Origin of the sequence: Nocardioides sp. Root240 (assembly GCF_001428825.1) — a bacterium.
GTDB lineage: Bacteria > Actinomycetota > Actinomycetes > Propionibacteriales > Nocardioidaceae > Nocardioides.
In genome coordinates this window covers 387,770-413,676 of the sequence record NZ_LMIT01000010.1, presented here as the reverse complement: position 1 = coordinate 413,676, position 25,907 = coordinate 387,770, and the positions used below count along the sequence as shown (strand labels likewise).

Annotated in this window: 25 protein-coding genes; 14 read left to right on the top strand and 11 right to left on the bottom strand. The window is 71.6% G+C overall.

Annotated features, from left to right (window positions below):
- The first annotated feature begins 44 nt into the window (after positions 1 to 44).
- Positions 45 to 893: an aldo/keto reductase gene (locus ASE20_RS12095; protein ID WP_412778594.1), complete on the top strand. Its 849-nt coding sequence runs from the start codon at positions 45 to 47 to the stop codon at positions 891 to 893.
- Positions 894 to 919: 26 nt separating this feature from the next.
- On the opposite strand, the gene ASE20_RS12090 is transcribed toward ASE20_RS12095, so the two are convergent.
- Positions 920 to 2,089, bottom strand: a complete 1,170-nt coding sequence (locus tag ASE20_RS12090; RefSeq protein ID WP_056894786.1) for a hypothetical protein — start codon at positions 2,087 to 2,089, stop codon at positions 920 to 922.
- Positions 2,089 to 2,982, bottom strand: a complete 894-nt coding sequence (locus tag ASE20_RS12085) for a TIGR03619 family F420-dependent LLM class oxidoreductase (RefSeq protein WP_056894785.1) — start codon at positions 2,980 to 2,982, stop codon at positions 2,089 to 2,091. Before ASE20_RS12085 ends, ASE20_RS12090 begins: the two co-directional genes overlap by 1 nt.
- A gap of 46 nt (positions 2,983 to 3,028) precedes the next feature.
- On the opposite strand from ASE20_RS12085, the gene ASE20_RS12080 reads away from it, so the two are divergent.
- From ASE20_RS12080 to ASE20_RS12065, 4 genes are all read left to right on the top strand, one after another.
- Entirely contained in the window at positions 3,029 to 3,514 is a 486-nt protein-coding gene (locus tag ASE20_RS12080; protein ID WP_056894784.1) for a nitroreductase family deazaflavin-dependent oxidoreductase, read from the top strand.
- 28 nt (positions 3,515 to 3,542) lie between these two features.
- The gene (locus tag ASE20_RS12075; RefSeq protein ID WP_056894783.1) at positions 3,543 to 3,974 is read left to right on the top strand and encodes a nuclear transport factor 2 family protein; all 432 of its coding nucleotides are present in this window, start codon (positions 3,543 to 3,545) and stop codon (positions 3,972 to 3,974) included.
- A 29-nt stretch (positions 3,975 to 4,003) separates the two neighbouring features.
- Positions 4,004 to 4,615, top strand: a complete 612-nt coding sequence (locus tag ASE20_RS12070; RefSeq protein ID WP_056894782.1) for a hypothetical protein — start codon at positions 4,004 to 4,006, stop codon at positions 4,613 to 4,615.
- An 89-nt stretch (positions 4,616 to 4,704) separates the two neighbouring features.
- Complete coding sequence (locus ASE20_RS12065; RefSeq protein WP_056894781.1) at positions 4,705 to 6,234, top strand: LuxR family transcriptional regulator; 1,530 nt, start codon at positions 4,705 to 4,707, stop codon at positions 6,232 to 6,234.
- A 63-nt stretch (positions 6,235 to 6,297) separates the two neighbouring features.
- Here ASE20_RS12065 and ASE20_RS12060 read toward each other — a convergent pair whose 3' ends face one another.
- Both ASE20_RS12060 and ASE20_RS12055 read right to left on the bottom strand, forming a co-directional pair.
- A complete protein-coding gene (locus ASE20_RS12060) occupies positions 6,298 to 6,852 on the bottom strand; it encodes a hypothetical protein (RefSeq protein ID WP_056894780.1) in 555 nt (184 codons plus the stop codon).
- A gap of 98 nt (positions 6,853 to 6,950) precedes the next feature.
- Positions 6,951 to 8,498 (bottom strand): LuxR C-terminal-related transcriptional regulator, encoded by a 1,548-nt coding sequence (locus ASE20_RS12055; RefSeq protein WP_157538503.1) that lies wholly within the window; start codon positions 8,496 to 8,498, stop codon positions 6,951 to 6,953.
- 211 nt (positions 8,499 to 8,709) lie between these two features.
- Here ASE20_RS12055 and dnaK point away from each other — a divergent pair, with 211 nt between their 5' ends.
- From dnaK to ASE20_RS12035, 4 genes are read left to right on the top strand one after another with little or no spacing between them, the layout of a single operon-like run.
- Positions 8,710 to 10,569, top strand: coding sequence for a molecular chaperone DnaK (gene dnaK, locus ASE20_RS12050; RefSeq protein ID WP_056894778.1), 1,860 nt, complete (start codon positions 8,710 to 8,712; stop codon positions 10,567 to 10,569).
- Complete coding sequence (grpE, locus tag ASE20_RS12045; RefSeq protein WP_056894777.1) at positions 10,566 to 11,135, top strand: nucleotide exchange factor GrpE; 570 nt, start codon at positions 10,566 to 10,568, stop codon at positions 11,133 to 11,135. The genes dnaK and grpE overlap by 4 nt, the downstream gene beginning before the upstream one ends.
- Positions 11,136 to 11,178: 43 nt before the next feature.
- Positions 11,179 to 12,366, top strand: a complete 1,188-nt coding sequence (gene dnaJ / locus ASE20_RS12040; RefSeq protein WP_056894776.1) for a molecular chaperone DnaJ — start codon at positions 11,179 to 11,181, stop codon at positions 12,364 to 12,366.
- Complete coding sequence (locus ASE20_RS12035) at positions 12,366 to 12,794, top strand: heat shock protein transcriptional repressor HspR (RefSeq protein ID WP_056894775.1); 429 nt, start codon at positions 12,366 to 12,368, stop codon at positions 12,792 to 12,794. Before dnaJ ends, ASE20_RS12035 begins: the two co-directional genes overlap by 1 nt.
- A gap of 164 nt (positions 12,795 to 12,958) precedes the next feature.
- Here the strand turns inward: ASE20_RS12035 and ASE20_RS12030 are convergent, their stop codons facing one another.
- From ASE20_RS12030 to ASE20_RS12005, 6 genes are all read right to left on the bottom strand, one after another.
- Entirely contained in the window at positions 12,959 to 13,792 is an 834-nt protein-coding gene (locus ASE20_RS12030) for a DUF6230 family protein (RefSeq protein ID WP_157538502.1), read from the bottom strand.
- Positions 13,792 to 14,712, bottom strand: a complete 921-nt coding sequence (locus tag ASE20_RS12025; protein WP_056894773.1) for a hypothetical protein — start codon at positions 14,710 to 14,712, stop codon at positions 13,792 to 13,794. Before ASE20_RS12025 ends, ASE20_RS12030 begins: the two co-directional genes overlap by 1 nt.
- A complete protein-coding gene (locus ASE20_RS12020; protein ID WP_056894772.1) occupies positions 14,709 to 15,119 on the bottom strand; it encodes a DUF6114 domain-containing protein in 411 nt (136 codons plus the stop codon). Before ASE20_RS12020 ends, ASE20_RS12025 begins: the two co-directional genes overlap by 4 nt.
- Complete coding sequence (locus ASE20_RS12015; protein ID WP_056894771.1) at positions 15,119 to 15,940, bottom strand: DUF6230 family protein; 822 nt, start codon at positions 15,938 to 15,940, stop codon at positions 15,119 to 15,121. The genes ASE20_RS12020 and ASE20_RS12015 overlap by 1 nt, the downstream gene beginning before the upstream one ends.
- The gene (locus ASE20_RS12010) at positions 15,937 to 16,428 is read right to left on the bottom strand and encodes a DUF6114 domain-containing protein (protein WP_056894770.1); all 492 of its coding nucleotides are present in this window, start codon (positions 16,426 to 16,428) and stop codon (positions 15,937 to 15,939) included. Before ASE20_RS12010 ends, ASE20_RS12015 begins: the two co-directional genes overlap by 4 nt.
- A gap of 113 nt (positions 16,429 to 16,541) precedes the next feature.
- Positions 16,542 to 17,132 carry a DUF6230 family protein gene (locus tag ASE20_RS12005; protein WP_056894769.1) on the bottom strand — a complete coding sequence of 197 codons (591 nt, stop codon included), beginning with the start codon at positions 17,130 to 17,132 and terminating at the stop codon, positions 16,542 to 16,544.
- A gap of 210 nt (positions 17,133 to 17,342) precedes the next feature.
- On the opposite strand from ASE20_RS12005, the gene lepB reads away from it, so the two are divergent.
- From lepB to ASE20_RS11980, 5 genes are all read left to right on the top strand, one after another.
- Positions 17,343 to 17,987 carry a signal peptidase I gene (gene lepB, locus ASE20_RS12000; RefSeq protein ID WP_056894768.1) on the top strand — a complete coding sequence of 215 codons (645 nt, stop codon included), beginning with the start codon at positions 17,343 to 17,345 and terminating at the stop codon, positions 17,985 to 17,987.
- A 104-nt stretch (positions 17,988 to 18,091) separates the two neighbouring features.
- Positions 18,092 to 19,444 carry a hypothetical protein gene (locus tag ASE20_RS11995; RefSeq protein WP_225869095.1) on the top strand — a complete coding sequence of 451 codons (1,353 nt, stop codon included), beginning with the start codon at positions 18,092 to 18,094 and terminating at the stop codon, positions 19,442 to 19,444.
- Positions 19,445 to 19,481: 37 nt separating this feature from the next.
- Positions 19,482 to 20,393 (top strand): Abi-alpha family protein, encoded by a 912-nt coding sequence (locus tag ASE20_RS11990; protein WP_056894766.1) that lies wholly within the window; start codon positions 19,482 to 19,484, stop codon positions 20,391 to 20,393.
- A 501-nt stretch (positions 20,394 to 20,894) separates the two neighbouring features.
- On the top strand, positions 20,895 to 23,486 hold the full coding sequence (gene clpB / locus ASE20_RS11985; RefSeq protein ID WP_056894765.1) for an ATP-dependent chaperone ClpB: 2,592 nt from the start codon (positions 20,895 to 20,897) through the stop codon (positions 23,484 to 23,486).
- Positions 23,487 to 23,612: 126 nt separating this feature from the next.
- Positions 23,613 to 24,650: a hypothetical protein gene (locus ASE20_RS11980; RefSeq protein WP_056894764.1), complete on the top strand. Its 1,038-nt coding sequence runs from the start codon at positions 23,613 to 23,615 to the stop codon at positions 24,648 to 24,650.
- A gap of 3 nt (positions 24,651 to 24,653) precedes the next feature.
- On the opposite strand, the gene ASE20_RS25570 is transcribed toward ASE20_RS11980, so the two are convergent.
- Positions 24,654 to 25,823 carry a pyridoxal phosphate-dependent aminotransferase gene (locus ASE20_RS25570; RefSeq protein ID WP_082612339.1) on the bottom strand — a complete coding sequence of 390 codons (1,170 nt, stop codon included), beginning with the start codon at positions 25,821 to 25,823 and terminating at the stop codon, positions 24,654 to 24,656.
- Positions 25,824 to 25,907 lie beyond the last annotated feature (84 nt).

Sequence of the window (25,907 nt, the reverse complement as noted above, 5' to 3'; positions counted from 1 at the left end):
AGCCGTTGCCGGAATAGTTCCGCGCCGGCTCGGTTGCGATGGGGGTGAGCACTCCCCGTATCGACCTCAACGACCAGACCTCCATCCCCCAGTTCGGCCTCGGCGTGTGGCAGGTGGCGCCGGCGGAGACCGAACGCGTGGTGTCCGACGCCTTCGAGATCGGCTACCGCCACATCGACACGGCGCAGATGTACGGCAACGAGGAGGGCGTGGGTGCGGCGATCGCCGCCTCGGGCCTCGCGCGCGAGGATGTCTACGTCACCACGAAGGTCAACAACAACCGGCACCGTCCGGCGGACGCGAAGGACTCGGCGCGGGTCTCGCTGGAGAAGCTCGGCCTCGACCGGGTGGACCTGCTGCTGATCCACTGGCCGCTGCCGACGCAGTACGACGGCGACTTCGTCTCGACCTGGGAGGCGCTGCTCGAGCTGCGCGAGGAGGGCCTGGCCACGTCGGTCGGCGTCTCCAACTTCCAGCCGGAGCACCTCGACCGCGTGGTCGCGGCCACCGGCGTCGTACCGGTGGTGAACCAGGTCGAGGTGCATCCGTACTTCGCCAACGAGGCGGCCCGGGCCGCGACGGCGCGCCACGGTGCGGTCGTCGAGGCGTGGTCGCCGCTGGGCCAGGGCGGCGGCGAGCTGACCGACCCGGCCGTGACCGCGCTCGCGGAGCGGTACGGCAGGACGCCGGCCCAGGTGCTGCTGCGCTGGGCGCTGGACCGCGGGGACGTGGTGTTCCCGAAGTCGATGAGCAAGGCCCGGTTGGCGGAGAACTTCGAGGTCTTCGACTTCGCGCTCACCGCTGACGAGGTCGCGGCGCTGGCCGCGCTCGACAGGGGCGAGTCCGGGCGGCAGGGCCCGAACCCGGACACCTTCGACTGGATCCCCGCCTGACGCGACCCTGACCGGCCGCGGCCCGGCTAGGAGATCATCCGGCGAGCGATCGCCCGCTGGCGCGCGGTGATGCGTGCGGCGTACTCCTCCGCGGTCAGACCGACGAGGTCGGGAAGCCGCTTGGCCACCTCGGCCACGGGGACGACCTCGACCGTGGGTCCGTCCGCGGCCGACAGGGCGCGGGTCAGCTGCTGCCAGCGCAGCATGATCGGGCCGGTGCGGTGGCCGGTGGTCTCGAGCCAGTTGGCGGCGGGAGCCGGCGCGCCGTCGAGCAGGGCCGGCGGGCGCTCGGAGATGACGAACCTCATGACCGCGTCCGGGTCGGCGACGGCCTGGGCCTTGGTCAGCGAGGTCTGGTGCGTCTCGTAGTCGGTGGAGGCGTACCAGTCGGAGCCGATCTGGATGGCCTGGTAGGTGCAGTCGTCGCAGTGCGGGACCGACACGATCATGGCCTCGTCGTCGGCGAGCTCGTAGTGGCCGATCGACGAGAACTGGGACGAGAGCCCGCCGGGCGTGGAGGCCGGCGCGGTCAGGGTGTTGACCGGCTCCTTGTACTGGAAGAAGTGGGGGAAGGCGAACCAGGTCTGGATCGAGCTGGTCAGCGACCGGGCGGCGACCTCGTACTTCTTGCGCAGCAGCTCCTCGGTCAGCGGCTTGCGGGCCCGGCCGAGGGTGTCGGTGCGCTCGATGGTGAGCGTGCCGCGCGCCTCGGTGTCCCAGTCGTTGAAGACCTCGCGCACGATGAGCGTCTTGGCACCCGGCTCGGCGACGTAGGTGAACTCGAAGGACCCGTCCGCGTCGATCGAGAGCTCGCGGTCGTCGAAGGCCATCAGCGAGGTCGCCGCCGAGTCGGCGCTGTACATGCCGCCCATCACCTGGAACGACAGGTCGGCGGACGTGCCGCGGCGGCCGCGGACGACATACGAGACGCCCTCGCGCAGGTAGGCGTTGAGGTAGACCGCGTCCGGGTTGTCGAGCCCCTGGCGTGAGAACTGGTGGGTGGGGTTGATGAAGACCGGCTGCTCGAGGTCGTAGTCGAACGCGGTCTGCATCGCCATCCGGATCCGCCCGGCGAGGTAGTCGTAGCCCTCGAGGCGGTCCGCCTCGGTCCGGATGAACGGCGCGTTGGCGATCAGCTCCTCGGCCTCCGCGATGGCGGCCTGGAGCGGGGCGGTCAGCCCGAGGGCGGCGGACATCAGGAGACCTTCGCGATGATGTTCTCGGCGTACTGCTCGAGGTGCTTGACCTTGGTCTCGAGCGGCTCGGTGTCGGGGCCCTTGATGTAGGGCACCCGGAAGCCGACGATGCAGTCGGTGACGCCCTTGTCCTCGAGGCGCTTCACGCCGTCGACGGTGTAGGCGTCGTACGAGATCACGTGGACCTCGAACTCGTCGGGGCCGCGGGTGTCGCCCTCCTCGGCGCGGATCTCCGCGAGGCGGGTCAGCAACCGGTCGAGCTCCTCGCCGTCGCCGCCGGCGTGCATCCAGCCGTCGCCCTTGCGGACGGCGCGCCGCAGCGCGGCGTCGGAGTGGCCGCCGACGAGCAGCGGGATCTTCTCGGTCGGGGCAGGGCACTGCTGCAGCGGCTCGATGTCGAAGAACTCGCCCTGGTAGCCGAAGAAGGTCGGCTCGTCGCCGGGCTGGGTCAGGCCGCGCAGGATGTCCATGCACTCGTCCATCCGCTTGCCGCGCTTCTCCCACGCGACGCCGAGCGCGGCGAAGTCCTCGGGCCACGGCGACAGGCCCACGCCCAGGCCGAGGCGGTTGCCCGACAGGAACGCGAGCGACGAGGCCTGCTTGGCGACGAGGACCGGCGGGCGGATGGGGAGCTTGAGCACGAACGGCGTGAGCCGGATCTTCTCGGTCACCGCGAACAGGTGCGCGCACAGGATGAAGGTCTCGATGAACTCCTTCCCGAGCAGGAACTCGCGGTCCCCGGTGTCGGTGTAGGGGTACTTCGAGTCGGACTCCTGGGGGTAGATCAGGCTGTCCGCGATGGTCATGGACGTGTAGCCGGCGGCCTCGCAGGCCTGGGCGAGCGGGGCGTAGTAGCTGGCCTGGGTCATGCCCTCGGCGAAGGAGAAGCGCATTGCGCCACACTAGAACCTGTTCTAGAAATCTGCCAGAGTGAGTCCCATGGCAGCCACCAAGCCGAAGCCCGACGGGCTCGACAAGCCGATCGTCGCGAAGATCATCAAGTACGGCGCCAAGGCGAACGTCGCGGTCTACCGGCTCACGAACGGCCGGATCGGCGCGAAGTGGCGCATCGGTGCGGGCTGGAGGAAGCCGGTCCCGGTGCTGCTGCTCGACCACGTCGGCCGCAGGTCGGGCACGCGGTTCACCACGCCGCTGCTCTACCTCGCCGACGGCAGGGACCTGGTCGTCGTGGCCTCCCAGGGCGGCCTGCCGAAGAACCCGCAGTGGTTCCACAACCTCGTCGCGACGCCGGACACCACGGTCGCCGTACCGGGGGAGCGGAGCCGGCCCGTCCACGCCCGGGTCGCCTCTCCCGAGGAGCGGGCGGCGCTGTGGCCGCGGCTGGTCGACATCTACGCCGACTTCGACAACTACCAGGCCTGGACCGACCGGGAGATCCCGGTCGTCGTCCTCGAGCCCCGCTGACGACGACCGACACGACCCAGGAGCACCCGTGGACCTGCAGGAGTTGAGCGACCGCGCCGAGATCGCGGACGCGATCACCCGGTACACGCTCGCGGTGGACGAGGGCGACTTCGACCGCCTCGACACCGTCTTCACGCCCGACGCGCACATCGACTACACCGAGAGCGGTGGCGTCGCCGACACCTTTCCGGTCGTCAAGGCGTGGCTGGCCGAGGCACTGCCGGGCTTCTCGACGCACCGCATCCACATGCTCGGCCAGATCGCCTTCGAGTTCGCGGACGGGCGCGACGAGGCTGCCGTCACGGCGTACTTCCACAACCCGATGCGGATCGCCGACGGGCGCGGGGGCGAGCGGGTGGTCGAGGTGGGCGGCCTGTACCGGCACACGTTCGTGCGCACCGAGGAGGGCTGGCGCTCGCGGAAGCTGCACGAGCAGGTCGTCTGGACGCGCGGTTTCTGATTTCTTCCAGTGACCCGGACAATGGACGGGTGACCGACCCCAACGAGCCCCGCGTCGACCGCCCCGTGCTCAACGGGCTGGTGGCGCTCGTCGCCGTGGGTCTGGGCGTCGGCCTGATCCTGGCCCTGGTCGCGATGGTCGGTACGAAGATGCTGGGCATCGACGGCGCGGACGCCTCGGCCGGCAACGGGTCGACGGTGCGTGACTCGATGTACCTCCCGACCCCCGTCGAGACCGTCGGGTCCAGCGGCCCGCTCATCACGCTGCACACCGAGGACCCGGACGACGTGGCCACCGAGGGCACCGACGGCGCGACCGAGCCGCTCGAGAGCGAGACCACCGAGGAGACCGACACCGCCTCGCCGAAGGCGGGCGAGATCTCCCTCCAGGCGGTCGACACGACGGTCAGCTCGGGCGAGCGGATCTACTTCAGCGGCGTCTACCCCGGCGGTGAGGGCGCGATCCTGTGGCTTCAGCGCTGGCAGGACGGCTCCTGGGCCGACTTCCCGGCGAGCGTCGGCGTCACCAACGGCACCTTCTCGAGCTACATCTTCACCGGCGTCAGCGGGCTCAACCGGTTCCGCGTGATCGACCGCGACAACGGCACGGTCAGCAACGAGATCCGGGTGACGGTCGGCTGAGCCGTCTGGCTCGCTGCGCTCGCATGCCGCGCCGCCCGACCACCGTTTCCTGCAGTTGGCAGGTCGGGGGACCGGCGTGACGATGGATCATGGGCGATCGACCGACGTCCGACCTCGAGCTCGACCTGTGGGTGCAGATCCAGGCCGGTGACTTCGACGGCGCCTTCGCCGGCGCCACCCGCTTGCTGATGGTCAGCGACGACCCGGTCCAGTGCGGCCGGGTCGAGGCCGCGATCGGGCTGATGATGCAGCGCACCGGGCTGATGGCCGACTCCCGCGACCAGTTCGCGCGGGCGCTCGCGCTCGTCGGCGACTCCCCGCCCGACCGGGCCGTCGTGCTTGCGGTCGCCTCCTTGTCGAGCGTGCTCTCCGGGGACCTCGACCGGGCCGAGGTGGACGCCCGCGAGGCGATCGAGCTCGCGGGGGAGCAGGGGCTCGACTTCGCCGTCCGGCAGGCGCGGACCACGCTCGCCGCGGTGCACCTGGGGCGCGGTCGGCTGGAGGAGGCGCTGGCGTGCGCGGAGGCTGCGGCGGCGTACGACGACGCGGGGATCGGGCAGGCGGAGTACCGCTCGACGGCGTACGTCCTGCTCGCCATGGTCCTCGCCGAGCTCGACCGGATGGACGAGGCGCACACCACGATCGCCGAGGGCATCCGGATCGCGCACGAGGAGGGCGACACCGGCCAGGTCGCGTGGTACCTCGCCTCCCAGGCGATGCTGCACTTCATCGACGGCAGCTGGGAGGCCGCGCGCGACGAGGCGCGCCGCTCGCTGGCGCGGGCCGAGCACACCGGTGCCCTCGCCGCTCGCCCCTTGGCCTGGGGGATCGCCGCCTGCGTCGAGGGCCTGCGCGGCAACGTCGGCGACGCCCGGGTGCTGATCGCGAAGGCCCGCTCGCACCGGCTCGGGCCGGGTGGCGGGCTCGGCGAGGAGTGGGTCGCGCTGGCGGTCGCGGCGACGACCGACGACCCCCGGGAGCGGTACGACGCCCTGTGCGAGGCCTGGTTCCGGCTCCGGGGCATGCCGAGCTTCCTGGCCTGGAAGGTGTTCGCGCACCCGCTCGTCGTCCTCGCCCTCCAGCGTGGCGACCGCGCGGTGGCCGAGGCGGTGAGCGCGCGGGTCGGGGAGGCCGCCTCCGCCTCGGGTACGACGAGTGCCCGGGCCACCGCCCTGTGCTGTGCCGCCGCGATCTCCGGCTCGTCGGAGGCGCTGGACGCCGGCCTCGACCTGCTGCGCAGGTCCGGCCGGCCGCTGCCGCTCGCCTTCGGCTGCGTCGCGGCGGCGCGCACCACGCCCGACCCGGTACGACGGATGGACGCCCTCCGCGAGGCCGCGGCCGTGTTCCACCGGCTCGGTGCCACGACGTGGAGCGCCGTCGTCACCCGCGACCTGGTCCGGGTCGCAGTCGAACCGGCGCTGGCGCGACGGGCCGGGCCCTGGCACCTGCTGACACCCGGCGAGCAGCGGGTGGTGCGGCTGGCAGTGGAAGGGCTCACCAACCCGCTGATCGCCGAACGGCTCGGGGTCTCCCCGCGGACCGTGCAGGCGCAGCTGGCCTCGGCCTGCCGCAAGTGCGACGTCACCGGGCGGGTCCAGCTCGCCGGCCTTTTCGCCTGACTCCTCGGGCGATCGGCCGGGCGGCTCCCCCGCCCGGCGACGACGGGTCGGTGGATCAGCGGATCAGTGCAGCAGCTCCTGGACCGGGTGGGCGGCGGCCGACGGGCCGGTGACCCACTCGAGCGCCGAGCGGACCCGCGACATCCGCGGCAGCGCGCCCGGCAGGGGCACCCCGTCGAGGATGACGGCGACGGCGTGCGAGGCCGCGGCGCCCGACGTACCGGGGGTGGCGAGGCCGACGGCGCAGGCCAGGCGGAGGTACTCGCGCTCGACCAGCGCCGCGCCGAGCGGTCCGCGGGAGGCGTGCAGGATCAGGGGGTAGAGGGACGGCTCGCGGCGCATGGCCGCCCGGTGCGCCTCGCGCAGCGTCTCCGCGCTGTCGTTCTCCTCGCCGACCTCGAGCGCGAAGTCGACGCAGCCGCCGATCAGGGTCGTCCAGTGCTGGACCAGCGCCCGGACCAGGTCGTCGCGGTCGGGGAAGGCGGCGTGCAGGTCGGGGTCCGCCTCGTCGATCCGTCCGGAGTCGATGACCCTGCGCAGCACGCCGTGCCGGCGGTGGAGCTCCTGCCAGCGCTGCTGGGTCTCGGAGAGAGGGCCGGGGCGGGTGGATCGCTTCATGGGAGCTCCTGCGGTGGAAGAGGTGGACCCGAGAACCGACGACCCCGAGGCTCCCTCGCCGGGACGGGTCGCGGCATCCGCCGACTGGCGGAGAAAACTCAGTCCAGGCCGTGCTGGTGGAGCAGTGCGGACAGCTGCACGCGCGAGGAGATCCGCAACTTGGCGTAGATGTGCGACGTGTGGGTCTGCACCGTGCGGGGCGACACGAACAGCTCCGCGCCGATCTGCCGGTTCGACAAGCCCTTCGCCACCAGGACGGCGATGTCGCGCTCGGCAGCCGTCAGCAGCTCCCACCCCGGTACGACGGCCGGCCGCCCCGGCGCGGGCGGTGGGCTGGCCAGCTGCACCATCCGCTGGCCCGCGTAGGCCAGCCAGGGGGTGGCGCGCAGGCCGTGGAAGGCCCCGGCGGACTCGTGCAGGACGCTGCGGGAGCGCTCGTCGTCCCCGGCGGCGTGGAGGAGCAGGGCCGCCTCGAGGCAGGCCGACGCGAACGCGAAGGGACGCCCCGACGGGCGCAGCGCGTCGACCGCGGCGACCGCGACGTCCGGGTCCGCGTCGAGGATCGCGCGGCACCGCAGCGCCGCCCCGAGGGCCGAGCCGACGTCGTCCGCGAGCACCGCCCCGGCCTCGGCCTGCTGCGTCACCTCGGTCGCGAGGTCGCGGTCGCCGTGGCGCACGGCCTGGTGCACGACGGCGGGTGCGAGCGCCCGCCAGCTCAGGAAGTACGGCGTGCGCCGGGTGTGCAGCCAGCCCTCGACCAGCGACTCGTACGAGGCCGCGGGATGCTCCGCCATCGCCGCCCGGGCCATCGCCAGCCACTCCTCGCCGGGCATCCCCACGGCGATCAGCGTGCCCTCGTGCGGCGCGACGAGCGTGGCAGCCGTGGTCACGTTGCCGCGGATCGCCTCGACGAGGCCGAGGATGCCGCGTGCCAGCGGCCGGGCGATCAGGGTGCCGGTGCGGTCGGCGGACTCGAGCGCCGCGCGGAGGTCCTCGCTGGCGTCGTCCCAGCGCCCGGAGAGGAAGCGGGCCAGGCCGCGCATGGAGTGGAACCAGGTCAGCTGGCCCGCGTTCGCCGCGGCGAGGCCCGTGGTGAAGGTGTCCTCCGCGTCGGCGAACCGGTCCAGCTCGACGAGCGCCAGCCCGAGGTAGAGGTGCGACATCGGCGCCCCGCCGCTGCTCTCCCGCTGGGCGGCCTGCAGCCGGACGCCCTCGCGGGTCAGCCGCAGCGCGTCCGCCGGCCGGCCCTCGGCCATCGCCACGGCCGCCAGGGTGTTGAGCGCCTCGCACGCCGCGAACCTGTTGGCGTGGCGCTCGCCCAGGCGCCTGGCCTGCTCGCCCTCCCGGGCGGCGCCGGCCAGGTCGCCCAGCAGGAAGCGGGAGCCTGCCTCGTCGGCGACGTACGACGCCTGGAGGCGCGGTTGGGTGCGGGTCAGCTCGGCCGCCCGCGCGAACCGGTCGCGGGACTCGGCGATCCGCCCGACCCGCTGGAGGACCAGGCCGAGCGCGGCATGGGCCTCGGCGCGACCGGCCGGGTCGTCGAGCGAGGACAGCAGCAGCTGGGCGTCGGTGGCCGCGGCGTTCAGCTCGCCGCGGCTGATCCGGTCCCACATGGCATGGCTGCGGGACACCTGTTCGGGGCTCATCGCCCACCCCCCTTGCGGGGTCAGGTGGCACCCCCGCCCTTCGATCGTAGGTCGGTCGGGTGGTGCCGGACATGATCACAAAGGAGGGTGCGCCGTCGGGGAACAACCCGGCATCGACGTCCGTTGCACCGTATGTCAGACTTGAGTCCATCCGGCTCAACTAACTTGAATCACGAGCTGAAGCACAGCACAGACAACGGAGGAAACACACATGGCACGAGCTGTCGGCATCGACCTCGGTACGACGAACAGCGTCGTCGCGGTCCTCGAGGGCGGCGAGCCCACGGTCATCGCGAACGCGGAGGGCGCGCGGACCACTCCGTCGGTCGTCGCCTTCGCGAAGAGCGGTGAGGTGCTCGTCGGCGAGGTCGCGAAGCGCCAGGCGGTCACGAACGTCGACCGCACCATCCGGTCCGTCAAGCGCCACATGGGCACGGACTGGACGACCCACATCGGCGACCCCGTCGACAAGGACTTCACGCCGCAGCAGATCTCGGCGTTCATCCTGCAGAAGCTCAAGCGCGACGCGGAGGCCTACCTCGGCGAGACCGTCACCAACGCGGTGATCACGGTCCCGGCGTACTTCTCCGACGCGCAGCGCCAGGCGACCAAGGAGGCCGGCGAGATCGCGGGCCTCAAGGTCGACCGCATCGTCAACGAGCCGACCGCTGCCGCGCTGGCCTACGGCCTCGACAAGGGCGACGACCAGACGATCCTCGTCTACGACCTCGGTGGCGGCACGTTCGACGTGTCCCTGCTCGAGATCGGTGAGGGCGTCGTCGAGGTCAAGGCCACCAGCGGTGACAACCACCTCGGTGGTGACGACTGGGACAACGCGATCGTCGAGTGGATGGTCAAGAAGTTCAAGGACGCCAACGGCGTCGACCTCTCGGCCGACAAGATCGCCGCGCAGCGCCTCCAGGAGGCCGCGGAGAAGGCCAAGATCGAGCTGTCGTCGTCCAGCGACACCACGGTCCACCTGCCCTACATCACCCACGGCGAGAACGGCCCGCTGCACTTCGAGGAGCGGCTCACCCGCTCCGAGTTCCAGCGGCTCACGGCCGACCTGCTCGAGCGCACGAAGGCGCCCTTCCAGAACGTCCTCAAGGACGGCGGCGTCGCGCTCTCCGCGATCGACCACGTGGTCCTCGTCGGCGGCTCGACCCGCATGCCCGCGGTGACCGAGCTGGTCAAGGAGATGCTCGGTGGCAAGGAGCCCAACAAGGGCGTCAACCCGGACGAGGTCGTCGCCGTCGGCGCCGCCCTGCAGGCCGGTGTCCTCGCCGGTGAGGTCAAGGACGTGCTGCTCCTCGACGTCACCCCGCTCTCCCTCGGCATCGAGACCAAGGGCGGCGTGATGACCACCCTGATCGAGCGCAACACCACGATCCCGACCAAGCGGTCCGAGATCTTCACGACCGCCGACGACAACCAGCCGTCGGTCGAGATCAAGGTCGCCCAGGGCGAGCGCCAGATGTGGTCGCAGAACCAGGGCCTCGGCAACTTCGAGCTGACCGGCCTCCCGCCGGCCCCGCGCGGCGTGCCGAAGATCGAGGTCACCTTCGACATCGACGCCAACGGCATCGTCCACGTCTCCGCCAAGGACCAGGCGTCCGGCCGCGAGCAGTCGATGACGATCTCCGGCGGCAGCGCGCTGTCCAAGGACGACATCGACCGCATGGTCAAGGAGGCCGAGCAGTACGCCGAGGAGGACGCCAAGCGTCGCGAGGCCGTCGAGGTCCGCAACCAGGGCGACCAGCTCGTCTACACGACCGAGAAGTTCCTGGCCGACAACGGCGACAAGATCCCGGACGACGTCAAGGCCGAGGTGACCGGTGACGTCGAGGAGCTCAAGGCCGTCCTCGCGGACGCCGAGGCCGACGCCGACACGCTGTCCGCCGCCATCAGCAAGCTGGGCGAGTCCAGCCAGAAGATGGGCGCCGCGATGTACGCCGCGGCCGAGGCCGACTCCGCTGCCGCGGGCGGCTCGACCGGCGCCACCGGCGAGTCCGACGACGACGTCGTCGAGGCCGAGATCGTCGACGAGGACACCGAGGGCGACGCCAAGTGACCGAGGACAACCTCAACCCGGAGGAGGGGGAGCTGCAGGAGACTGCAGCTCCCTCGCCCGAGGGCGACGAGGCCCCGGCGGCCGACGCTGCCGAGGGCGCGGCGAGCCTCGAGGTTCCGGAGGCCGAGGCCGACGAGCTGACCGTCACGAAGATGGAGCTCGAGGAGCGCACCCTCGACCTGCAGCGCAACCAGGCGGAGTTCGTCAACTACAAGCGACGGGTCGAGCGGGACCGCGAGCTCCTCAAGGAGAACGCAAGGTACGCCGTCCTCACACCGATCATCGACGTGCTCGACACCATCGACCGGGCGCGCGAGCACGAGCCGCTCGAGGGTGGCTTCAAGGCCACGGCCGAGCAGCTCGAGCGCGTGGTCGCCGGGCTGGGCCTGGTGAAGTTCGGCGAGGTCGGCGACGCGTTCGACCCCACGGTGCACGAGGCGCTCTCGCACATCGGCACGGACGCCGAGGTCGAGGTGACCACCTGCAAGGTGATCGCCAAGGCCGGCTACAAGATCGGCGACCGGGTCGTGCGCGCAGCGCAGGTGCTGGTGGTCGACCCGGCTTGACGACCCACCACGACAACACGACGGAAGGGAAGGGAGGTGCGCGATGAGTGACGACGGCATCCGGTCCGACTGGGCCAGCAAGGACTTCTACAAGGAGCTCGGCGTCGCGAAGTCCGCGTCGCAGGACGACATCAAGAAGGCCTACCGCAAGCTCGCGCGTGCCAACCACCCCGACTCGCACCCCGACGACACCGCCAAGCACGAGAAGTTCAAGGCGGTGGCGGAGGCCTACGACGTCATCGGTGACGCCGACAAGCGCAAGAAGTACGACCAGGCGCGCGAGATGTTCAGCCGCGGTGGCTTCCCGGCGGGTGGCGGCTTCGGTGGTGGCGGTGGCTACGGCGGCAGCGTGAACGTCGAGGACCTGCTGCGCGACCGCGCCGGTGGCGGCGGGGGTGGCTTCGGCGACCTCTTCGGCGACCTGTTCGGTGGCGGCTTCTCCGCCGGCCGGCGGGCGCCGCGCCCGGTCCGGGGCACCGACCTCGAGACGACGGCGACCATCGGGTTCACCGAGTCGCTCGAGGGCGTCACGGTGTCGCTGCGGATCAGCTCCGAGGGTGCCTGCGCGACCTGTCGCGGCACCGGTGGCAAGCCGGGCACCAAGCCGCACGCCTGCCCGGTGTGCGAGGGGACCGGCATGGTCACCGCCTCGGTCGGTGGCGCGTTCTCGATGAACGAGACCTGCCCCGCCTGCGGCGGACGCCAGCTGGTCTACGACGACCCGTGCCCGACCTGCCACGGCAGCGGGCTGGGCCAGGCGACGCGGACGATCCAGGCCAAGATCCCCGCGGGGGTCAAGGACGGCCAGCGGATCCGGCTGCGTGGCAAGGGCGCCGCGGGCGAGAACGGCGGCCCGGCCGGTGACCTCTACGTCACCGTCAAGGTCACCCAGCACCGCGTGTTCGGCCGCAAGGGCAACGACCTCACGGTCGACGTACCCGTGTCCTTCGCCGAGCTCGCGCTCGGTGCCGAGATCAAGGTCCCCACCATGGGCGGTTCGCCCGTCACGCTGCGGGTTCCCGCCGGTACGCCGAACGGGCGCACCTTCCGGGTCCGTGGCAAGGGTGCCGCCAAGGCCGACGGCGCGCGGGGCGACCTGCTCGCCACGGTCGAGGTGCAGGTCCCGGCGACGCTCGACGCTGCCGCGAAGGCGGCGCTCGAGGCCTACGCCGAGGCCACCGCTCCGGCCAACGCCGCGCTCCGCGCCGGCCTGTACGAGGACGCATCCTGATGGCCGTCCGCCCACCGCAGGGTCCGCCCGCTGACGACGATTCAGTCTTCGTCATCAGCGTGGCGGCCCAGCTCAGCGGCCTGCACCCGCAGACGCTGCGCACCTACGAGCGGGTCGGGCTGATCACGCCCGGACGCACGGGCGGGGGCGGGCGGCGCTACTCCTACCGCGACATCGAGCGGCTCCGCGAGATCGCCGAGCTGACCGCGTCCGGCATCGGGATCGAGGGCGTCAGGCGCATCCTCGACCTCGAGAACACCGTGTCCGCGCTGCGCTCCCGCAACGCCGAGCTGGCCGCCGAGCTGGACGCCGCCCACGAGGCGCTGCGCCAGGCCCTGACCGCCCGCCCGGCCCCGCCGACCCGCCTCCCGGCCCTGCCCCAGCCGCCCGCCGGCCAGTCGATCGTGGTCTGGCGTCGTCCCTCCTGACCCACGAAGCCTGGCTCAGGGCACCACGAACCGTGCCTCGTGGCACGACGAAGTGTGGGAAGTGGCAGTTCGAGGCGTGAGTCCTGGCGCCGAGCCGAGCCACAAGCCACGGCTCGTGGTGCCACGAGGCACGGTTCGTGGTGCCACGAGGCACGGTTCGTGGGTCAGCGGGGGTAGGTGCCCTGGCGGGCCTCGGTCCAGCAGGAGCGGTCGTCGATGCCGTCGGGAGTCGAGTTCGGGGTGCCGTTGGCGTTGAAGCCGATCGTGTCCTTGAAGGGCAGCACCTTGATCGACAGGTTCGGCAGGGTGATGTTGCCGGTGACCTGGGCCTGCCAGAGCTGGCCGTAGACATTCGTCAGCGAGCCGCGGGTGGCGTCGATGCCCGTGTAGCCCTGGCCGTTCACGTGGCCGCCGTTGCCGGTCGCGCCGTAGACCTGCGGGCCCGTGGTGCCGGGGCCGAACCAGCCGCCGTCGTAGGTCGAGGGGACGCCGAACGGGTTGGCGAGGTACGGCGCCGCGCCGGGCGCCGTCGTCAGGTCGGTCGTGGCCTGGCCGATCTGGGTGCTGCCCTGGAGGTTGATGCCGGCGCCGCGCAGCGCGGTGACGTCGAGCGCCGCATTGGCCGCCCGCGTCTCGAGGCCGGTGCCGCCGTCGCCGGCGGTCAGCTTCACCGTGTACTTGATGCCGCCGAGCACGGTCTCCGTCTTCGACACGCACAACCCGTTCAGGCTGGCCGTCGCGAAGCCGGCGCGGAGCAGGTTCTTCCACGTCCCGTTGCCCAACCGGACCGGCGCCATCCCGAACGCCGCGTCGTCGGCGGTGATCTGCGACGAGGAGAAGGTGGCGTTGCCGTCCTGGATCACCAGGGTCGTGTCGAAGCCGAGCGCCTGGTGCCAGGTGAGTGTCGCGAGCCCGGTGAGGGCGCCGAGTCCGGCGGCGAGCGCGCCCACCATCCGCCCCCAGCGGGTACCCGTCCCCGTCGAGATCGATGCAGCCATCAGCCCACCGAGATCGTGGTGTCGGGCAGCTGGATCGAGTTGAGCGGGTTGCCCGAGCCGTCGACCGGCAGCTGCGTGTACGGGTCCGACGGGTTCTGGCGGTGCGTGACCAGGTAGTAGAAGTCCAGGTTCACCCCGAGCAGCGTGTAGTTCTCGCCGCCGCCGAGCCACTGCGCGAGGCCGCCGGCGAAGTCCTCCGCGCTCAGCTCGCAGGTGCCGCCGATGCCGAGGAAGCCGCCGCGCGCGGTCCCGCCGACCAGCCCGCACGCCAGGTGCGTGGCCGTCGGCAGCTGCGCGACGGGCACCGTGAACGAGCTGCTCGCCGTCGCCAGCACCTCGGTCCACACCCCTGCTCCGCCGATGGTGATCGCCTGGTCCGGGTCGATCGTCAGCCGGTACGGCGCCGCCGGCTTCGGCGACGGAGCGTCCCCGCTGTCGGCGTACAGCTGGATGTCGGTCGTGCCGCTCGCGGGGCACGCGCCCACGGGCGTGGTGTCGCCGGTGCAGAACTGCAGGCCGCTGAAGGCCACCTGGTAGAGGTCGGTGCGCGAGCCGGCGGCGGCGTAGTAGACGGTGCCGGGGAACTTCCGCCCGTAGGCCGTCCGGATCTGCCCGATCGCCGTGCCGGGGTCGGACGTCGCGACGTTGCCGGACTGCAGGTGCCAACGCACCCCCGCCAGGCACGGGTACATCCGGCCGGCCGCGTTGAAGTCGCCCGCGCCGTTGTCGAGCTGCACGTCCTGACGCCGCTGCTGCGGGTTCGTGCTGCCGGGCTGGTCGCAGGCGAACGGCTGGTAGGCGCCGTTCTGCGCCTGCCCGTGCGCGCCGTCGTCGACGCGCGGCAGCAGCACCGCGGCGCTCGCGAGCACCAGCACCGCCGCCAGCACCAGCAGCCGCTGGCGTCGTACCGTCAGCCTCACGACGCGGGTACGACGGCGCGACGGCGCCCGCCGCGGGAACGCCGGGGGGTCTTCTCGCCCCAGGCCCACACCATCGAGCCGCCGAGGATGCCGAGCACCGAGCCGAGCAGGTAGCCGCCCAGGTTGGCCGCGACGAAGGCCGCGAGCGCGAGCAGCACCGCCAGCACGCCGAGCAGCCCGCGGTAGTGCGGCGCGAACCACGCGACCAGCCCGAAGAGGACCAGCCCGCCGCCGAGGATGTAGCCGGACGAGTAGCTCCACCCGCCGCTGACGGCGAGCACGAACGAGAAGAACATCGACCGCACGATCCACGCGCCGGCGAGGATGCACCACAGCCCGCCCCAGAACGGACGGGTCCGGCGGAACGCGCGGAACCACAGCCACCCGGCCACGACAGCCGCGCGCATCAGCCGGCCGCCTGGCTCGGGCAGTCGGCCTGCGTCTTGTGGCCCTTGACCACCTTGATCTTGAGATTCGGCAAGGTGATCGCTCCCTGCAGGTTGATGCCGTAGGTGTCGCCGCCGAGGCCGCCGACGTTGATCCGGTCGACGGTCAGCCCGAAGTCGCCGGGGTCCGGCTGGGTCTGCCCGCCGGGCCAGGTGATGCCGGCCGTGGTGTCGACCGTGTCGGCGCTCTGGCCGAGGTTCATGCCGCTGATCAGGTTCCCGAAGCCGTTCAGCGAGCGGGAGTTGATGAACAGGTTGCTGGCGGTGATGTGGTTGCCGCCGGTGAGCAGGCCGTCGGCGTCGTAGGTCAGCGGGTTGCCGGCTCCGTCGGTGGTGGTGTTGGCGCCGGTGGCGAAGCTGCTCCGCACGGGTACGCCGGCGAGGATCATCAGCGTCACCTCGCCGACCACCGGCACGTTCTCGTGCGCGATCGCGCAGAGGCCGGCCAGCTTGGCCGAGCGGATGCCGAGCTCGGCGACGCCGTTGTCCTCACCGGTCGACGTGTCGTTGGTGGACAGGAAGCCCGCGGCCTGCGCGCCCTGCAGGTAGTTCGAGTAGAGCTGGAACTCCTGGTTGGCGGTCGTGAAGTTCACCGCGAGCACGTTGCTGCTGACGAGCTGGAACATCGCGACGAGCGCCCCGAGCCCGCCGGCGAGCGGCACCAGCGCTCGCCGACGGGTGCCTCGGTGGACCTCGGCCCGATCGACCATCGCCGTCGAGCGCGTGGCCGCGGCTCGTCGTACCCGGTCGAGGACGTCGGCGCGACCGCGACGGCCCGTCATCGGGCGGCTCGCCGCGCGGCGCGCGCGGCGTCGCGCTCGGCGAAGCGGGCGAGCTGCTTGTCGGTGTACGGCGTCCACGCGAACACCAGTCCGGCGCCGGTGATGCCGAGCACCATGCCGATCAGCCAGCCGCCGAGGTTGGCGAGCGGCAGCGAGGCGACGGCGAGCATCATCGCGACGATCGCGGGGAAGTGCCGCTGCGCGGGCAGGACGAGGGCGGTCAGCGCCGCCGCGGCCATGCCGCCCGCGAGCAGCAGCGGGGTGATGCTGCGGACGCCGACGGTCGTGTAGAACTCGAAGGTCCCGCCGAGCAGCGGGCGGGCGACGAACCACGCGCCGCCCAGCAGGATCAGCGATCCCCAGAACGGCCGGGTACGACGGAAGGTCGTGAAGCGCCGCCGGATCCGGCTCAGCCGTCCGGTCGGGGTGTCGATGGAGACGACGGGGACGTCGGTGGGTGCGGAGAGGTCCGCGGAGATGTCGGTCATGCGAGGTCCTAGCGAAGAAGGCGGGACCTCGTGGGGGCGCGCCGGCACGCCCCCACGAGGGAAGTGCTGGGAGCAGGGCCGGGCTGATCAGGCGCCGGCCGGGGAGCGCGGCGTCAGTTGCCGAGCGCGACCGAGAGCGACAGGTTGTCCAGCGCGAGGCTGTCCAGCGTGATCGCGTAGGCGACCGCGTTGACGTTCGGCAGGTCCGCCGAGGCGCTCGTCAGCGCGAAGCCGTCGGCGACGTAGCCGCTGTCGGTCGTGGTGTTGTCGAAGCCCGCCTCGGACTGCGCGACACCGATGGTGGTGTTGCCCAGCGTCGCACCGTTGGGGGTGTTCAGCGTCTTCGCATTCAGGCCCACGGAGCCGAGGGCGATCGTCGTGTCCGTCGAGGTCACCTCGAGGTGCGCCCCGATGCCGAGCAGCGGCAGTGTGACGTTCGGGGTGACGACCTCGATACCGCTCGCGTTGGTGTTCGACCCGGTCTCGGCGTACAGCGTCGCCTGGTCTCCTCCCGCCACGTCGGCGGAGCCGGTGCGGGCCTTCAGCCCGTCACTGGTGATCCGGTCACTGTTGAGGGTGAACCCGTCGGCCGACGACAGCACGGCGCCGACCATTCCCTGCAGCATCGCCACGCCGAGACCGGCGGCCAGCACGGATGCCGGCACGGTGACTGCTGCGAACCGGCCCAGACGGGTCCGGCCCATTCCTTCGATCTTCTTCAACTTTCCTCCCAAAGGGCATCCACCGATCCCTCCCGAACCGGTGTGGACTGCTGGCCGCATCCCCATGCCCTTGGCCAAGCGTGACGGAGTGTGACACACATCGCAGGGTGTGCGCGACACCCCGTCACGGAATTTCTTCTCAGGTGGGCGGGGTGCCTGCCGAAGGAGTTCCGATCACGTACCGTTCGCGCCGTGACCCATCGTGCGGACCGGAGGCCGTGGCTGCGCACCGCCCTCGGCGTGCTCGCGCTCGTGCTCTTCTTCGCCGCGATCCTCGTCGTGATCGCGGTCCTGGCCTTCTCGGTCAAGGTCTCCGGGCACAGCATGGACCCGACCCTGGCCGACGGCGACCGGTTGCTGGTCAACCCCTTCGGCAGCGACGACGTGCACCGCTTCGACATCGTCGAGACCACGCTCGGCGACCGCGAGATCCCGCTGGTGAAGCGGGTGATCGGCATGCCGGGCGACCGGATCCGGGCCACCGCCGACACCGACCCGCCCGTCGTACGCATCAAGCCGGCGGGGGAGGACGAGGAGTACGTCGTCGACAACCCCGCGTGGTCCGGCCGGGTCGGCGAGAAGACCGGTCCCTGCTGCGCCGAGGACGGTACGTCGGGCACGCCCGGGCAGCAGGCCGGCGGCGAGCTCGGCTGGGTCACCGTGCCCGAGGGCCACTACTGGGTCGTCGGCGACAACTGGGGCGGATCCGACGACTCGCGCACCTTCGGCTTCGTCGCGGCCGACCAGGTCGAGGCGCGGATCTCGTTCCGAGTGCAGCCGTTCGGAGACCTCGGACGGCTCCGGCACGAGGTGCGACTGGTTGCTGCGACACCGTGACCTGAGATCACGGTGACTGTTACCACAAGAGGCACTAACCTCAGCCCGTCGGGACCGTCCGGTGGCACTGGGGCACGACGGTACTCACGGGACGAGAGGTGCGCGTGGACGCGGTACTGGACTGGCTCAGCCACTGGGTCGACCACGTGGACTGGTTCGCCTTCGTGTCGATCCCGTTCTTCACCGGGATCATCGGCTGGCTGATCAACTGGTCCGGCCTGTGGATGCTGTTCAAGCCGATCGGGTTCCACGGCTTCCGGGTCCCCGGCCTGCGCGAGATCGCAGGCGTCCTGCCGCGCAAGCTCCAGGAGATCCCGGGCTGGATGGACGGCGGTCTCGGCTGGCAGGGCATCGTCCCCGCGCGGGCCGCGAAGATGGGCAGCATCGCCGTGGACAAGGTGATCGCGAAGCTCGGCACGCCTGCCGAGTTCTACGCCCAGCTCGAGCCCGACCAGATCGCCGAGCACATCGTCAACGTCTTCCGCCCGGACCTCCCCTCGCTGGTCGACGAGGTCATGATGCGGGAGCACCCGCGCCTGTGGCGCGACCTGCCGAACCCGGTCCGCCAGGCCGTCATCGACCGCGTGCAGGCCCAGCTGCCCGGCGTCGTCAAGACGATCACCGACGAGATCGGTGTGCACATCAACCAGCTGCTCGACCCGAAGATCATGGTCATCGACCACTTCCGGAAGAACCCCGAGCTCGTCGTCCGGGTGTTCAAGGACGTCGGTCAGCGCGAGCTCAACCTGATGGTGCTCTTCGGCTTCATCTTCGGCTTCCTGCTCGGCATCCCGGTCGCGATCATCGACCAGACCTGGCACGTCGAGACCGGCAACCCGGCGCCCTGGTACCTCCTGCCGTCGCTCGGCATCGTCGTCGGCTGGATCACCAACCTGCTGGGCATGTGGCTGATCTTCGACCCGCCGGAGGAGAAGCGGATCCTCGGCATCAAGGTGCAGGGCCTGTTCCTGCGCCGCCAGGCGGAGTGTGCCGAGGTCTACGCCCGGATCATCGCCGACGACGTGATCACGCTGGAGCGGATCGGCGACTTCCTGATGGACGGGCCGCGCGGCGACCGCACCCGCCAGATGATCGCCACGGCGATGCGGCCCGCGATCGACAAGGCCGCCGGCCCGTTGCGCGGCGCGGTCAACGTCGCGCTCGGGGGCAGGAGGTACGACAGCATCAAGGACTCCTTCGCCCAGGAGGCCGTCGGCCGGACGATCACGCCCTTCCGGGACGCGGAGTTCAGCCGCAAGCAGTCGGAGAAGATTCGCGTGCTGATCGCCCGGCGTACCAAGGAGCTCCCGCCGAAGGACTTCGTGGAGATGATGCGCTCGGCCATCAAGGAGGACGAGTGGATGCTCTACGCCCACGGCGCGATCATGGGTGCTGCGGGCGGGTTCCTGCACCTGGGCATCTTCAACTGGGGCTGGATCCCCGGGTTCCCGCCGTGACCACGACGACGATCGCGACGACCACCGGAAGGCTGGCATGACTGAGGACCTCGACAAGGACGGGCTCCCGCGGCTCCCCGCGCTGACCCGGCCTGCCGTCGCCGAGTCGCTGCCCGGCCTGGCCCGGGTGGCCGGCTCGGCCGCGATGCACACCGCCAGCTGGGGCGTCCGTACGACGACCCGCAACTGGCTGCGCGTCGGCAAGGCGGTGACCAGCCGCGACGAGGCAGTGTCCCTGATCCGTGACGTCGGCTCCTACGTCAACGCCCTCGGCGAGGTCGCCCGGCAGGTCTCCGGCGGCGTGCCCGTCGCCGAGGCGCTGACCCGTGCCGGCGAGTCGCTCGGCGCCACGTCCGAGCGCCCCGTCCCGATCGCGAGCCCGGTCGTGGACGGCCACGTCGTCGCCAGCCGGCCGCAGACCCTGCGCGAGCGCGGCAACGAGCTGCTCGAGAAGTCCCGCGACGTGTGGAGCAAGGACGACCGCCACCCGGCGTTCGACCGGATCCTCGACGAGCTCGCGCCCGACGAGGCGCGGATCCTGGTGATGCTGCTGCGCAACGGTCCGCAGCCGAGCGTCGACATCCGCACCGGCGGCCCGATCGGCATGGTCAGCAGCCAGCTGGTGGCGCCGGGCCTGAACATGGTCGGCCCCCGGGCCGGCCTGCGCTACCTGGAGCAGGTGCCGTCGTACCTGAACAACCTGTTCCGCCTCGGCCTGGTGTGGTTCTCGCGCGAGGCCGTCCACGACCACATGGAGTACCAGGTTCTCGAGGCCCAGCCCGATGTGCTGGCGGCGCTGCACTCGGTGAAGTTCGCCAAGGTCGTGCGGCGCAGCATCCACCTCACCCCGTTCGGTGAGGAGTTCTGCAAGCTCGCCCTCGTCGACGAGACGGTCGCCACGAGTCCTGACCTGCCCGAGCACGAGGCGCCGCCGGAGATCGACGCCTGAGCTGCGGTCCTCTTCGCGCGGGTTCTCGTCGGGGTGGCTCCTGGGGCGGCCGCCCGGCTGCTTCTGGCTTGTTGCGTGTCGGTGACCCCCTGGATTGGTCACGGACCGCAGAAAACACGGCCGGATCTCTGCGGTTCGTGCCCACTCGAGGGTGTCACCACGCGCCATCACCCAAGCCGGCCGCAACCCGGCTGCGGGACCCGACCACCACCCGACTCGCCCCGCCGCTGCCTTGGAGAACGCCACCATCGACTGACCTGCAGCGTCGCGCCCTGGATCCTGCAGAAGACCGCGGGCGCTTCCCGGGATGCCGGAAATTCTCGAAGTTGAGTGGAACAGACTCAACTTTGGGGACGTTGGACCTAGTGACCGGTCGGAGAATTCCGGCCACGATGGACCCACTGACCCAAGGAGTCGCCACATGTGCGAGCGCAGCGAGCGCATCGACAAGCGCAGTCCCCTCCGTGCCTCGTGCGCGCCCGGAGCGAAGCGAGGACGCGCATGAGTAACTTCGGGGCCGACAAGTTCACCACGCGTGCGCGCGAGGCGATCGAGGCCGCGCAGCTCTCCGCCACCACGGCGGGCAACACCTCCGTCGAGCCGGTGCACCTGCTCGTCGCCCTGCTGCTCCAGGAGGACGGCGTTGCCGCCAACCTCGTGGCGAAGGCGGGTGTCGACGTGTCCGGGCTGGTGCACGCCGCCGCCGCGGCGCGGGACGCGCTCCCGCGGGCCAGCGGCGCCACGGTCCAGCAGCCGGCCGGGTCGGCCGCGCTGACCCGCGTGCTCGGGTCGGCGATGGAGCTCGCCCAGTCGATGAAGGACGAGTACATCGCGACCGAGCACCTGCTCATCGGGCTCGCGACCGTCGAGTCGTCCGCGCAGAAGGTGCTGACCGACGCGGGGCTGAGCGCCGACGGGCTGCGGGAGTCGCTGACGGCCGTCCGCGGCAACCGGCGGGTCACGTCGCAGGACGCGGAGTCGACGTACGAGGCGCTGGAGAAGTACTCCGTCGACCTCACCGCCGCCGCGGAGGAGGGCAAGCTCGACCCGGTCATCGGCCGCGACCAGGAGATCCGCCGGGTGATCCAGGTGCTGAGCCGCCGCACCAAGAACAACCCGGTGCTGATCGGTGAGCCGGGCGTCGGCAAGACCGCCGTCGTCGAGGGCCTCGCGCAGCGCGTGGTCGCGGGCGACGTACCGGACTCGCTGAAGGGCAAGCGGGTGCTCAGCCTGGACCTGATGGGCATGGTCGCGGGTGCGAAGTACCGCGGCGAGTTCGAGGAGCGGCTCAAGGCCGTCCTCGACGAGATCAAGCAGTCCGAGGGCCAGGTCATCACCTTCATCGACGAGCTGCACACCGTCGTCGGTGCGGGCGCCGGCGGCGACAGCCAGATGGATGCCGGCAACATGCTCAAGCCGATGCTGGCGCGCGGTGAGCTGCACATGATCGGTGCCACCACGCTCGACGAGTACCGCGAGTCGATCGAGAAGGACCCCGCGCTGGAGCGCCGCTTCCAGCAGGTCTTCGTCGGCGAGCCGTCGGTCGAGGACACCATCCAGATCCTGCGCGGCATCCAGGAGAAGTACGAAGCGCACCATGGGGTGCGGATCACCGACGCCGCGCTGGTCGCCGCCGCGACCCTGTCCGACCGCTACATCACCGGCCGCCAGCTGCCCGACAAGGCGATCGACCTCGTCGACGAGGCGGCGTCCCGGCTGCGGATGGAGATCGAGTCCTCCCCGGAGGAGATCGACCAGCTCCGCCGCCAGGTCGACCGGCTCAAGATGGAGGAGTTCGCGCTCGCCAAGGAGAGCGACGACGCCTCGCGGGAGCGGCTGGAGGTGCTGCGCGCCGACCTCGCCGACAAGGAGGAGTCGCTGCGCGGGCTCGAGGTCCGCTGGGAGCGGGAGAAGTCCGAGCTCGAGGGCGAGGGCGCGCTGCGCCGGCAGCTCGACCAGCTGCGGAGCGAGGCCGAGCGGCTGCAGCGCGAGGGCGACCTCGGCGGTGCGAGCGCGATCCTCTACGGCCAGATCCCCGCACTGGAGCAGCAGATCAAGGCGGTCGAGGCCGCCGAGGACTCCGTCGCGACCGGCGACAAGCTGGTCGGCGAGGAGGTCGGTTCGACCCAGATCGCCGAGGTCGTCGAGGCCTGGACCGGCATCCCCACCGGGCGTCTGCTCCAGGGCGAGACCGCGAAGCTGCTCGAGATGGAGCAGGTCATCGGGGCCCGCCTGATCGGGCAGCACGAGGCGGTGCGCGCGGTCTCCGACGCCGTACGACGCGCGCGGGCCGGCATCTCCGACCCCAACCGGCCGACCGGGTCCTTCCTGTTCCTCGGTCCGACGGGTGTCGGCAAGACCGAGCTCGCCAAGTCGCTGGCCGACTTCCTGTTCGACGACGAGCGCGCGATCGTGCGCATCGACATGAGCGAGTACGCCGAGAAGCACTCCGTCGCGCGGCTCGTCGGTGCCCCTCCGGGCTACGTCGGGTACGACGAGGGCGGCCAGCTCACCGAGGCGGTCCGCCGGCGTCCGTACTCCGTCGTCCTGCTCGACGAGGTCGAGAAGGCGCACCCGGAGGTCTTCGACATCCTGCTGCAGGTGCTCGACGACGGGCGGCTCACCGACGGCCAGGGCCGCACGGTCGACTTCCGCAACACGATCCTGATCCTCACCTCCAACCTGGGCTCGCAGTTCCTCGTGGACCCCGCGCTGTCGCCGGAGGTGCAGAAGGAGTCGGTGCTGGGAGTGGTGCGCCAGTCGTTCAAGCCGGAGTTCCTCAACCGGCTCGACGAGATCGTCACCTTCGACGCGCTCACCCGCGACGACCTGGCGCACATCGTCGAGCTGTTGCTCCGCTCGCTCGAGTCGCGGCTCGCCGCGCGCCGGATCTCGCTGGCGGTGACGCCGGCCGCGCGCGCCTGGCTGGCGGACATCGGCTACGACCCGGCCTACGGCGCCCGGCCGCTGCGCCGGCTGATCCAGACCGCGATCGGCGACCCGCTCGCCCGGCTGTTGATCGCCGGCGAGGTCACCGACGGTGGCTCCGTCACCGTCGACCGGGGGGACGACGGGTTGGTGCTGGCGGTCTGACGCGCGGGTGCTGCAGGAATCCCCGCTCAGGCGGGGATTCCTGCGGTTGTCGGCCGTTGCAACGGCCGACAACCGCAAGGAAAGGCCACGAACCCCGACGCTGGGGCGGTCTGGTGGAATGGGGTCATGAATCAGCCCCAGCCCCGACCGCCCCAGGCGACCCTCGCCGGCGTGCTGATCATCGGCGGGTCGATCGTGCTGATCCTGTCCGCCTGGCAGCGCATCTCGACCCTCCACACGCTCGAGGTCCAGCAGGGCCTCGAGCGGTGGCTCTCGGCCAACAACCTCGACATGTCGGTCGACACCCTGGTCGGCGTGCTGCGCGTGCTCTGCCTGACCGGAGCAGGTGCCGCGGCCGCGGCCGCGATCCTCGGGTACCAGGTGTTCCAGCGCTCGCCGAGCGCCCGCATCGTGCTCTCCGTGCTGGCGCCCCTGCTCCTCCTGGCGGCCCTCGCGACGGAGGTCGTCATCGCCATCATGGCCGTGTTCGGCATCGCCCTGCTCTGGGCCCAGCCCACCCGCGACTGGTACGCCGGGCGACCGTGGGCCCAGCGCTACGACGCCCGTCGTGCGGCACGGGTCGCGGACCTGCGTTCCGGCAGCCCGACCCTCCCGCCCGCTCCCGGGCAGCAGCCGTCCCAGCCGCCCGCTCCCGGCCAGGCGCCGCAGCTGCCGCCGATGGCCCCCGTGCCGGGGTTCCGGCTCCCGGACCGCCGCCTCGCCGTCGTACGACGCCCGGGCGCGCTGGTCGCGGCCTGCCTCCTGACCTGGGTGCTCTCGACGGTGGTGTCCGTCGGGCTGGTGCTCGTGGGGGTGGTCCTGGCGGCCAACCGCGACGAGTTCTTCGCCGACCTCAAGGACCAGCAGCCGGACCTGGTGGCCTCCAGCGAGCTGACCGCCGACACGCTGGTCGTCTACTTCTCCGTCATGGTCGTCGCACTGGTGCTGTGGGCGCTGTTCGCCATCGTGCTCGCGGTGGTCGCCTTCCTCGGGCAGAACTGGGCGCGGATCACGCTCGCCGTCTCCGGCGTCTGCGCCGCCCTCCTGAGCCTGGTCATGGCGCTCAGCGGTCCGCCGCTGGTGGTCGTCACGCTGACCCTCGCGACGGGCACCTGGCTGCTGCTGCGGCCCGAGGTGTCGCAGTGGTACCGGACCAGGCGCTGACGGTCAGGCCGTGAGGTCGGCGGCTGCCAGCCGTCGGACCGCCTCGGCGATCACCTCGGGCCGCTTGCAGAACGCCCACCGGACCAGGTGCCGGCCGGCGCCGGGCGCGTCCGGGGCGTCGTAGAACACCTCCGACGGGATCGCCACCACCCCCGCCCGCCCGGGCAGCGCCCGGCAGAAGTCGCCGCCGCTCGCCCAGCCGAGGTCGGTGACGTCGGTCGTGGCGAAGTAGGTCCCCTGGGGCGAGTACGTCGTCAGCCCGGCCGCGCGCAGGCCGCCGACCAGCTCGTCACGCCGCTCCCGCAGCGAGGCCGCGAGGCGGGCCGGGAAGTCGGGCTGGTGGTCGAGCGCGTGCGCGACCGCGGGCTGCAGGGGCGCCCCGGAGGTGAACGTCAGCCACTGCTTCGCCGCGGTCACGGCCGCGACGAGCTCGCCCGGCCCGGTCGCCCAGCCGACCTTCCAGCCGGTCACGGAGTACGACTTGCCCGCGCTGGAGAGGGTCAGCGTGCGCTCGGCCATGCCCGGCAGGGTCGAGATCGGCACGTGCTGACCGTCGAGGGCGAGGTGCTCGTAGACCTCGTCGGTGACGACCAGCAGGTCGTGCTCCTGCGCCACCCGCGCGACGGCGGCGAGCTCGTCGGCGTCGAGCACCCGGCCGGTCGGGTTGTGCGGGGTGTTGAGCAGGATCAGCTTGGTCCGCGGCGAGACCGCGGCAGCGAGCTCGTCGGGGTCGAGCCGGAAGTCCGGCGCCCGCAGCGTCACCGGGCGCCGTACGCCGCCGGCGAAGTCGATGATCGCGGTGTACGAGTCGTAGTACGGCTCCAGCACGACCACCTCGTCGCCCGGGTCGACCAGGCCCAGCAGTGCCCCCGCGATCGCCTCGGTGCACCCGGTCGTCACCACGACCTGCCGGTCGGGGTCGAGCTCGATGCCGTAGTGCCGCTGCTGGTGGCGGGCGATCGCCTGCCGCAGCGCGGGGATCCCGATCCCGGGCGCGTACTGGTTGGCACCGCCGTGCAGGGCAGCGACCGCGGCGTCGAGCAGCTCGACCGGGCCGTCGGTGTCGGGGAACCCCTGCCCGAGGTTGACCGCACCGGTACGGACGGCGAGCGCGGACATCTCGGCGAAGATCGTCTCGCCCATGCCGGCGACGCGACGGGCTGCGGAAGGCACGGCCCCGACCCTAGGGCATGTCAGGCAACGCCTGGCGGCCCTGAAGCCGCCCGGCACATGCCCAGCCCGGTGTTGTTGGGGTCG

Bases quoted from the DNA above. Each gene is read 5' to 3' on its own strand.
- ASE20_RS12090 (WP_056894786.1), bottom strand. From the start codon at position 2,089: ATGTCCGCCGCCCTCGGGCTGACCGCCCCGCTCCAGGCCGCCATCGCG.
- ASE20_RS12085 (WP_056894785.1), bottom strand. From the start codon at position 2,982: ATGCGCTTCTCCTTCGCCGAGGGCATGACCCAGGCCAGCTACTACGCC.
- ASE20_RS12080 (WP_056894784.1), top strand. From the start codon at position 3,029: ATGGCAGCCACCAAGCCGAAGCCCGACGGGCTCGACAAGCCGATCGTC.
- ASE20_RS12065 (WP_056894781.1), top strand. From the start codon at position 4,705: ATGGGCGATCGACCGACGTCCGACCTCGAGCTCGACCTGTGGGTGCAG.
- ASE20_RS12060 (WP_056894780.1), bottom strand. From the start codon at position 6,852: ATGAAGCGATCCACCCGCCCCGGCCCTCTCTCCGAGACCCAGCAGCGC.
- ASE20_RS12055 (WP_157538503.1), bottom strand. From the start codon at position 8,498: ATGAGCCCCGAACAGGTGTCCCGCAGCCATGCCATGTGGGACCGGATC.
- dnaK (WP_056894778.1), top strand. From the start codon at position 8,710: ATGGCACGAGCTGTCGGCATCGACCTCGGTACGACGAACAGCGTCGTC.
- dnaJ (WP_056894776.1), top strand. From the start codon at position 11,179: ATGAGTGACGACGGCATCCGGTCCGACTGGGCCAGCAAGGACTTCTAC.
- ASE20_RS12035 (WP_056894775.1), top strand. From the start codon at position 12,366: ATGGCCGTCCGCCCACCGCAGGGTCCGCCCGCTGACGACGATTCAGTC.
- ASE20_RS12030 (WP_157538502.1), bottom strand. From the start codon at position 13,792: ATGGCTGCATCGATCTCGACGGGGACGGGTACCCGCTGGGGGCGGATG.
- ASE20_RS12020 (WP_056894772.1), bottom strand. From the start codon at position 15,119: ATGCGCGCGGCTGTCGTGGCCGGGTGGCTGTGGTTCCGCGCGTTCCGC.
- ASE20_RS12015 (WP_056894771.1), bottom strand. From the start codon at position 15,940: ATGACGGGCCGTCGCGGTCGCGCCGACGTCCTCGACCGGGTACGACGA.
- ASE20_RS12010 (WP_056894770.1), bottom strand. From the start codon at position 16,428: ATGACCGACATCTCCGCGGACCTCTCCGCACCCACCGACGTCCCCGTC.
- ASE20_RS12005 (WP_056894769.1), bottom strand. From the start codon at position 17,132: ATGGGCCGGACCCGTCTGGGCCGGTTCGCAGCAGTCACCGTGCCGGCA.
- ASE20_RS11990 (WP_056894766.1), top strand. From the start codon at position 19,482: ATGACTGAGGACCTCGACAAGGACGGGCTCCCGCGGCTCCCCGCGCTG.
- clpB (WP_056894765.1), top strand. From the start codon at position 20,895: ATGAGTAACTTCGGGGCCGACAAGTTCACCACGCGTGCGCGCGAGGCG.
- ASE20_RS11980 (WP_056894764.1), top strand. From the start codon at position 23,613: ATGAATCAGCCCCAGCCCCGACCGCCCCAGGCGACCCTCGCCGGCGTG.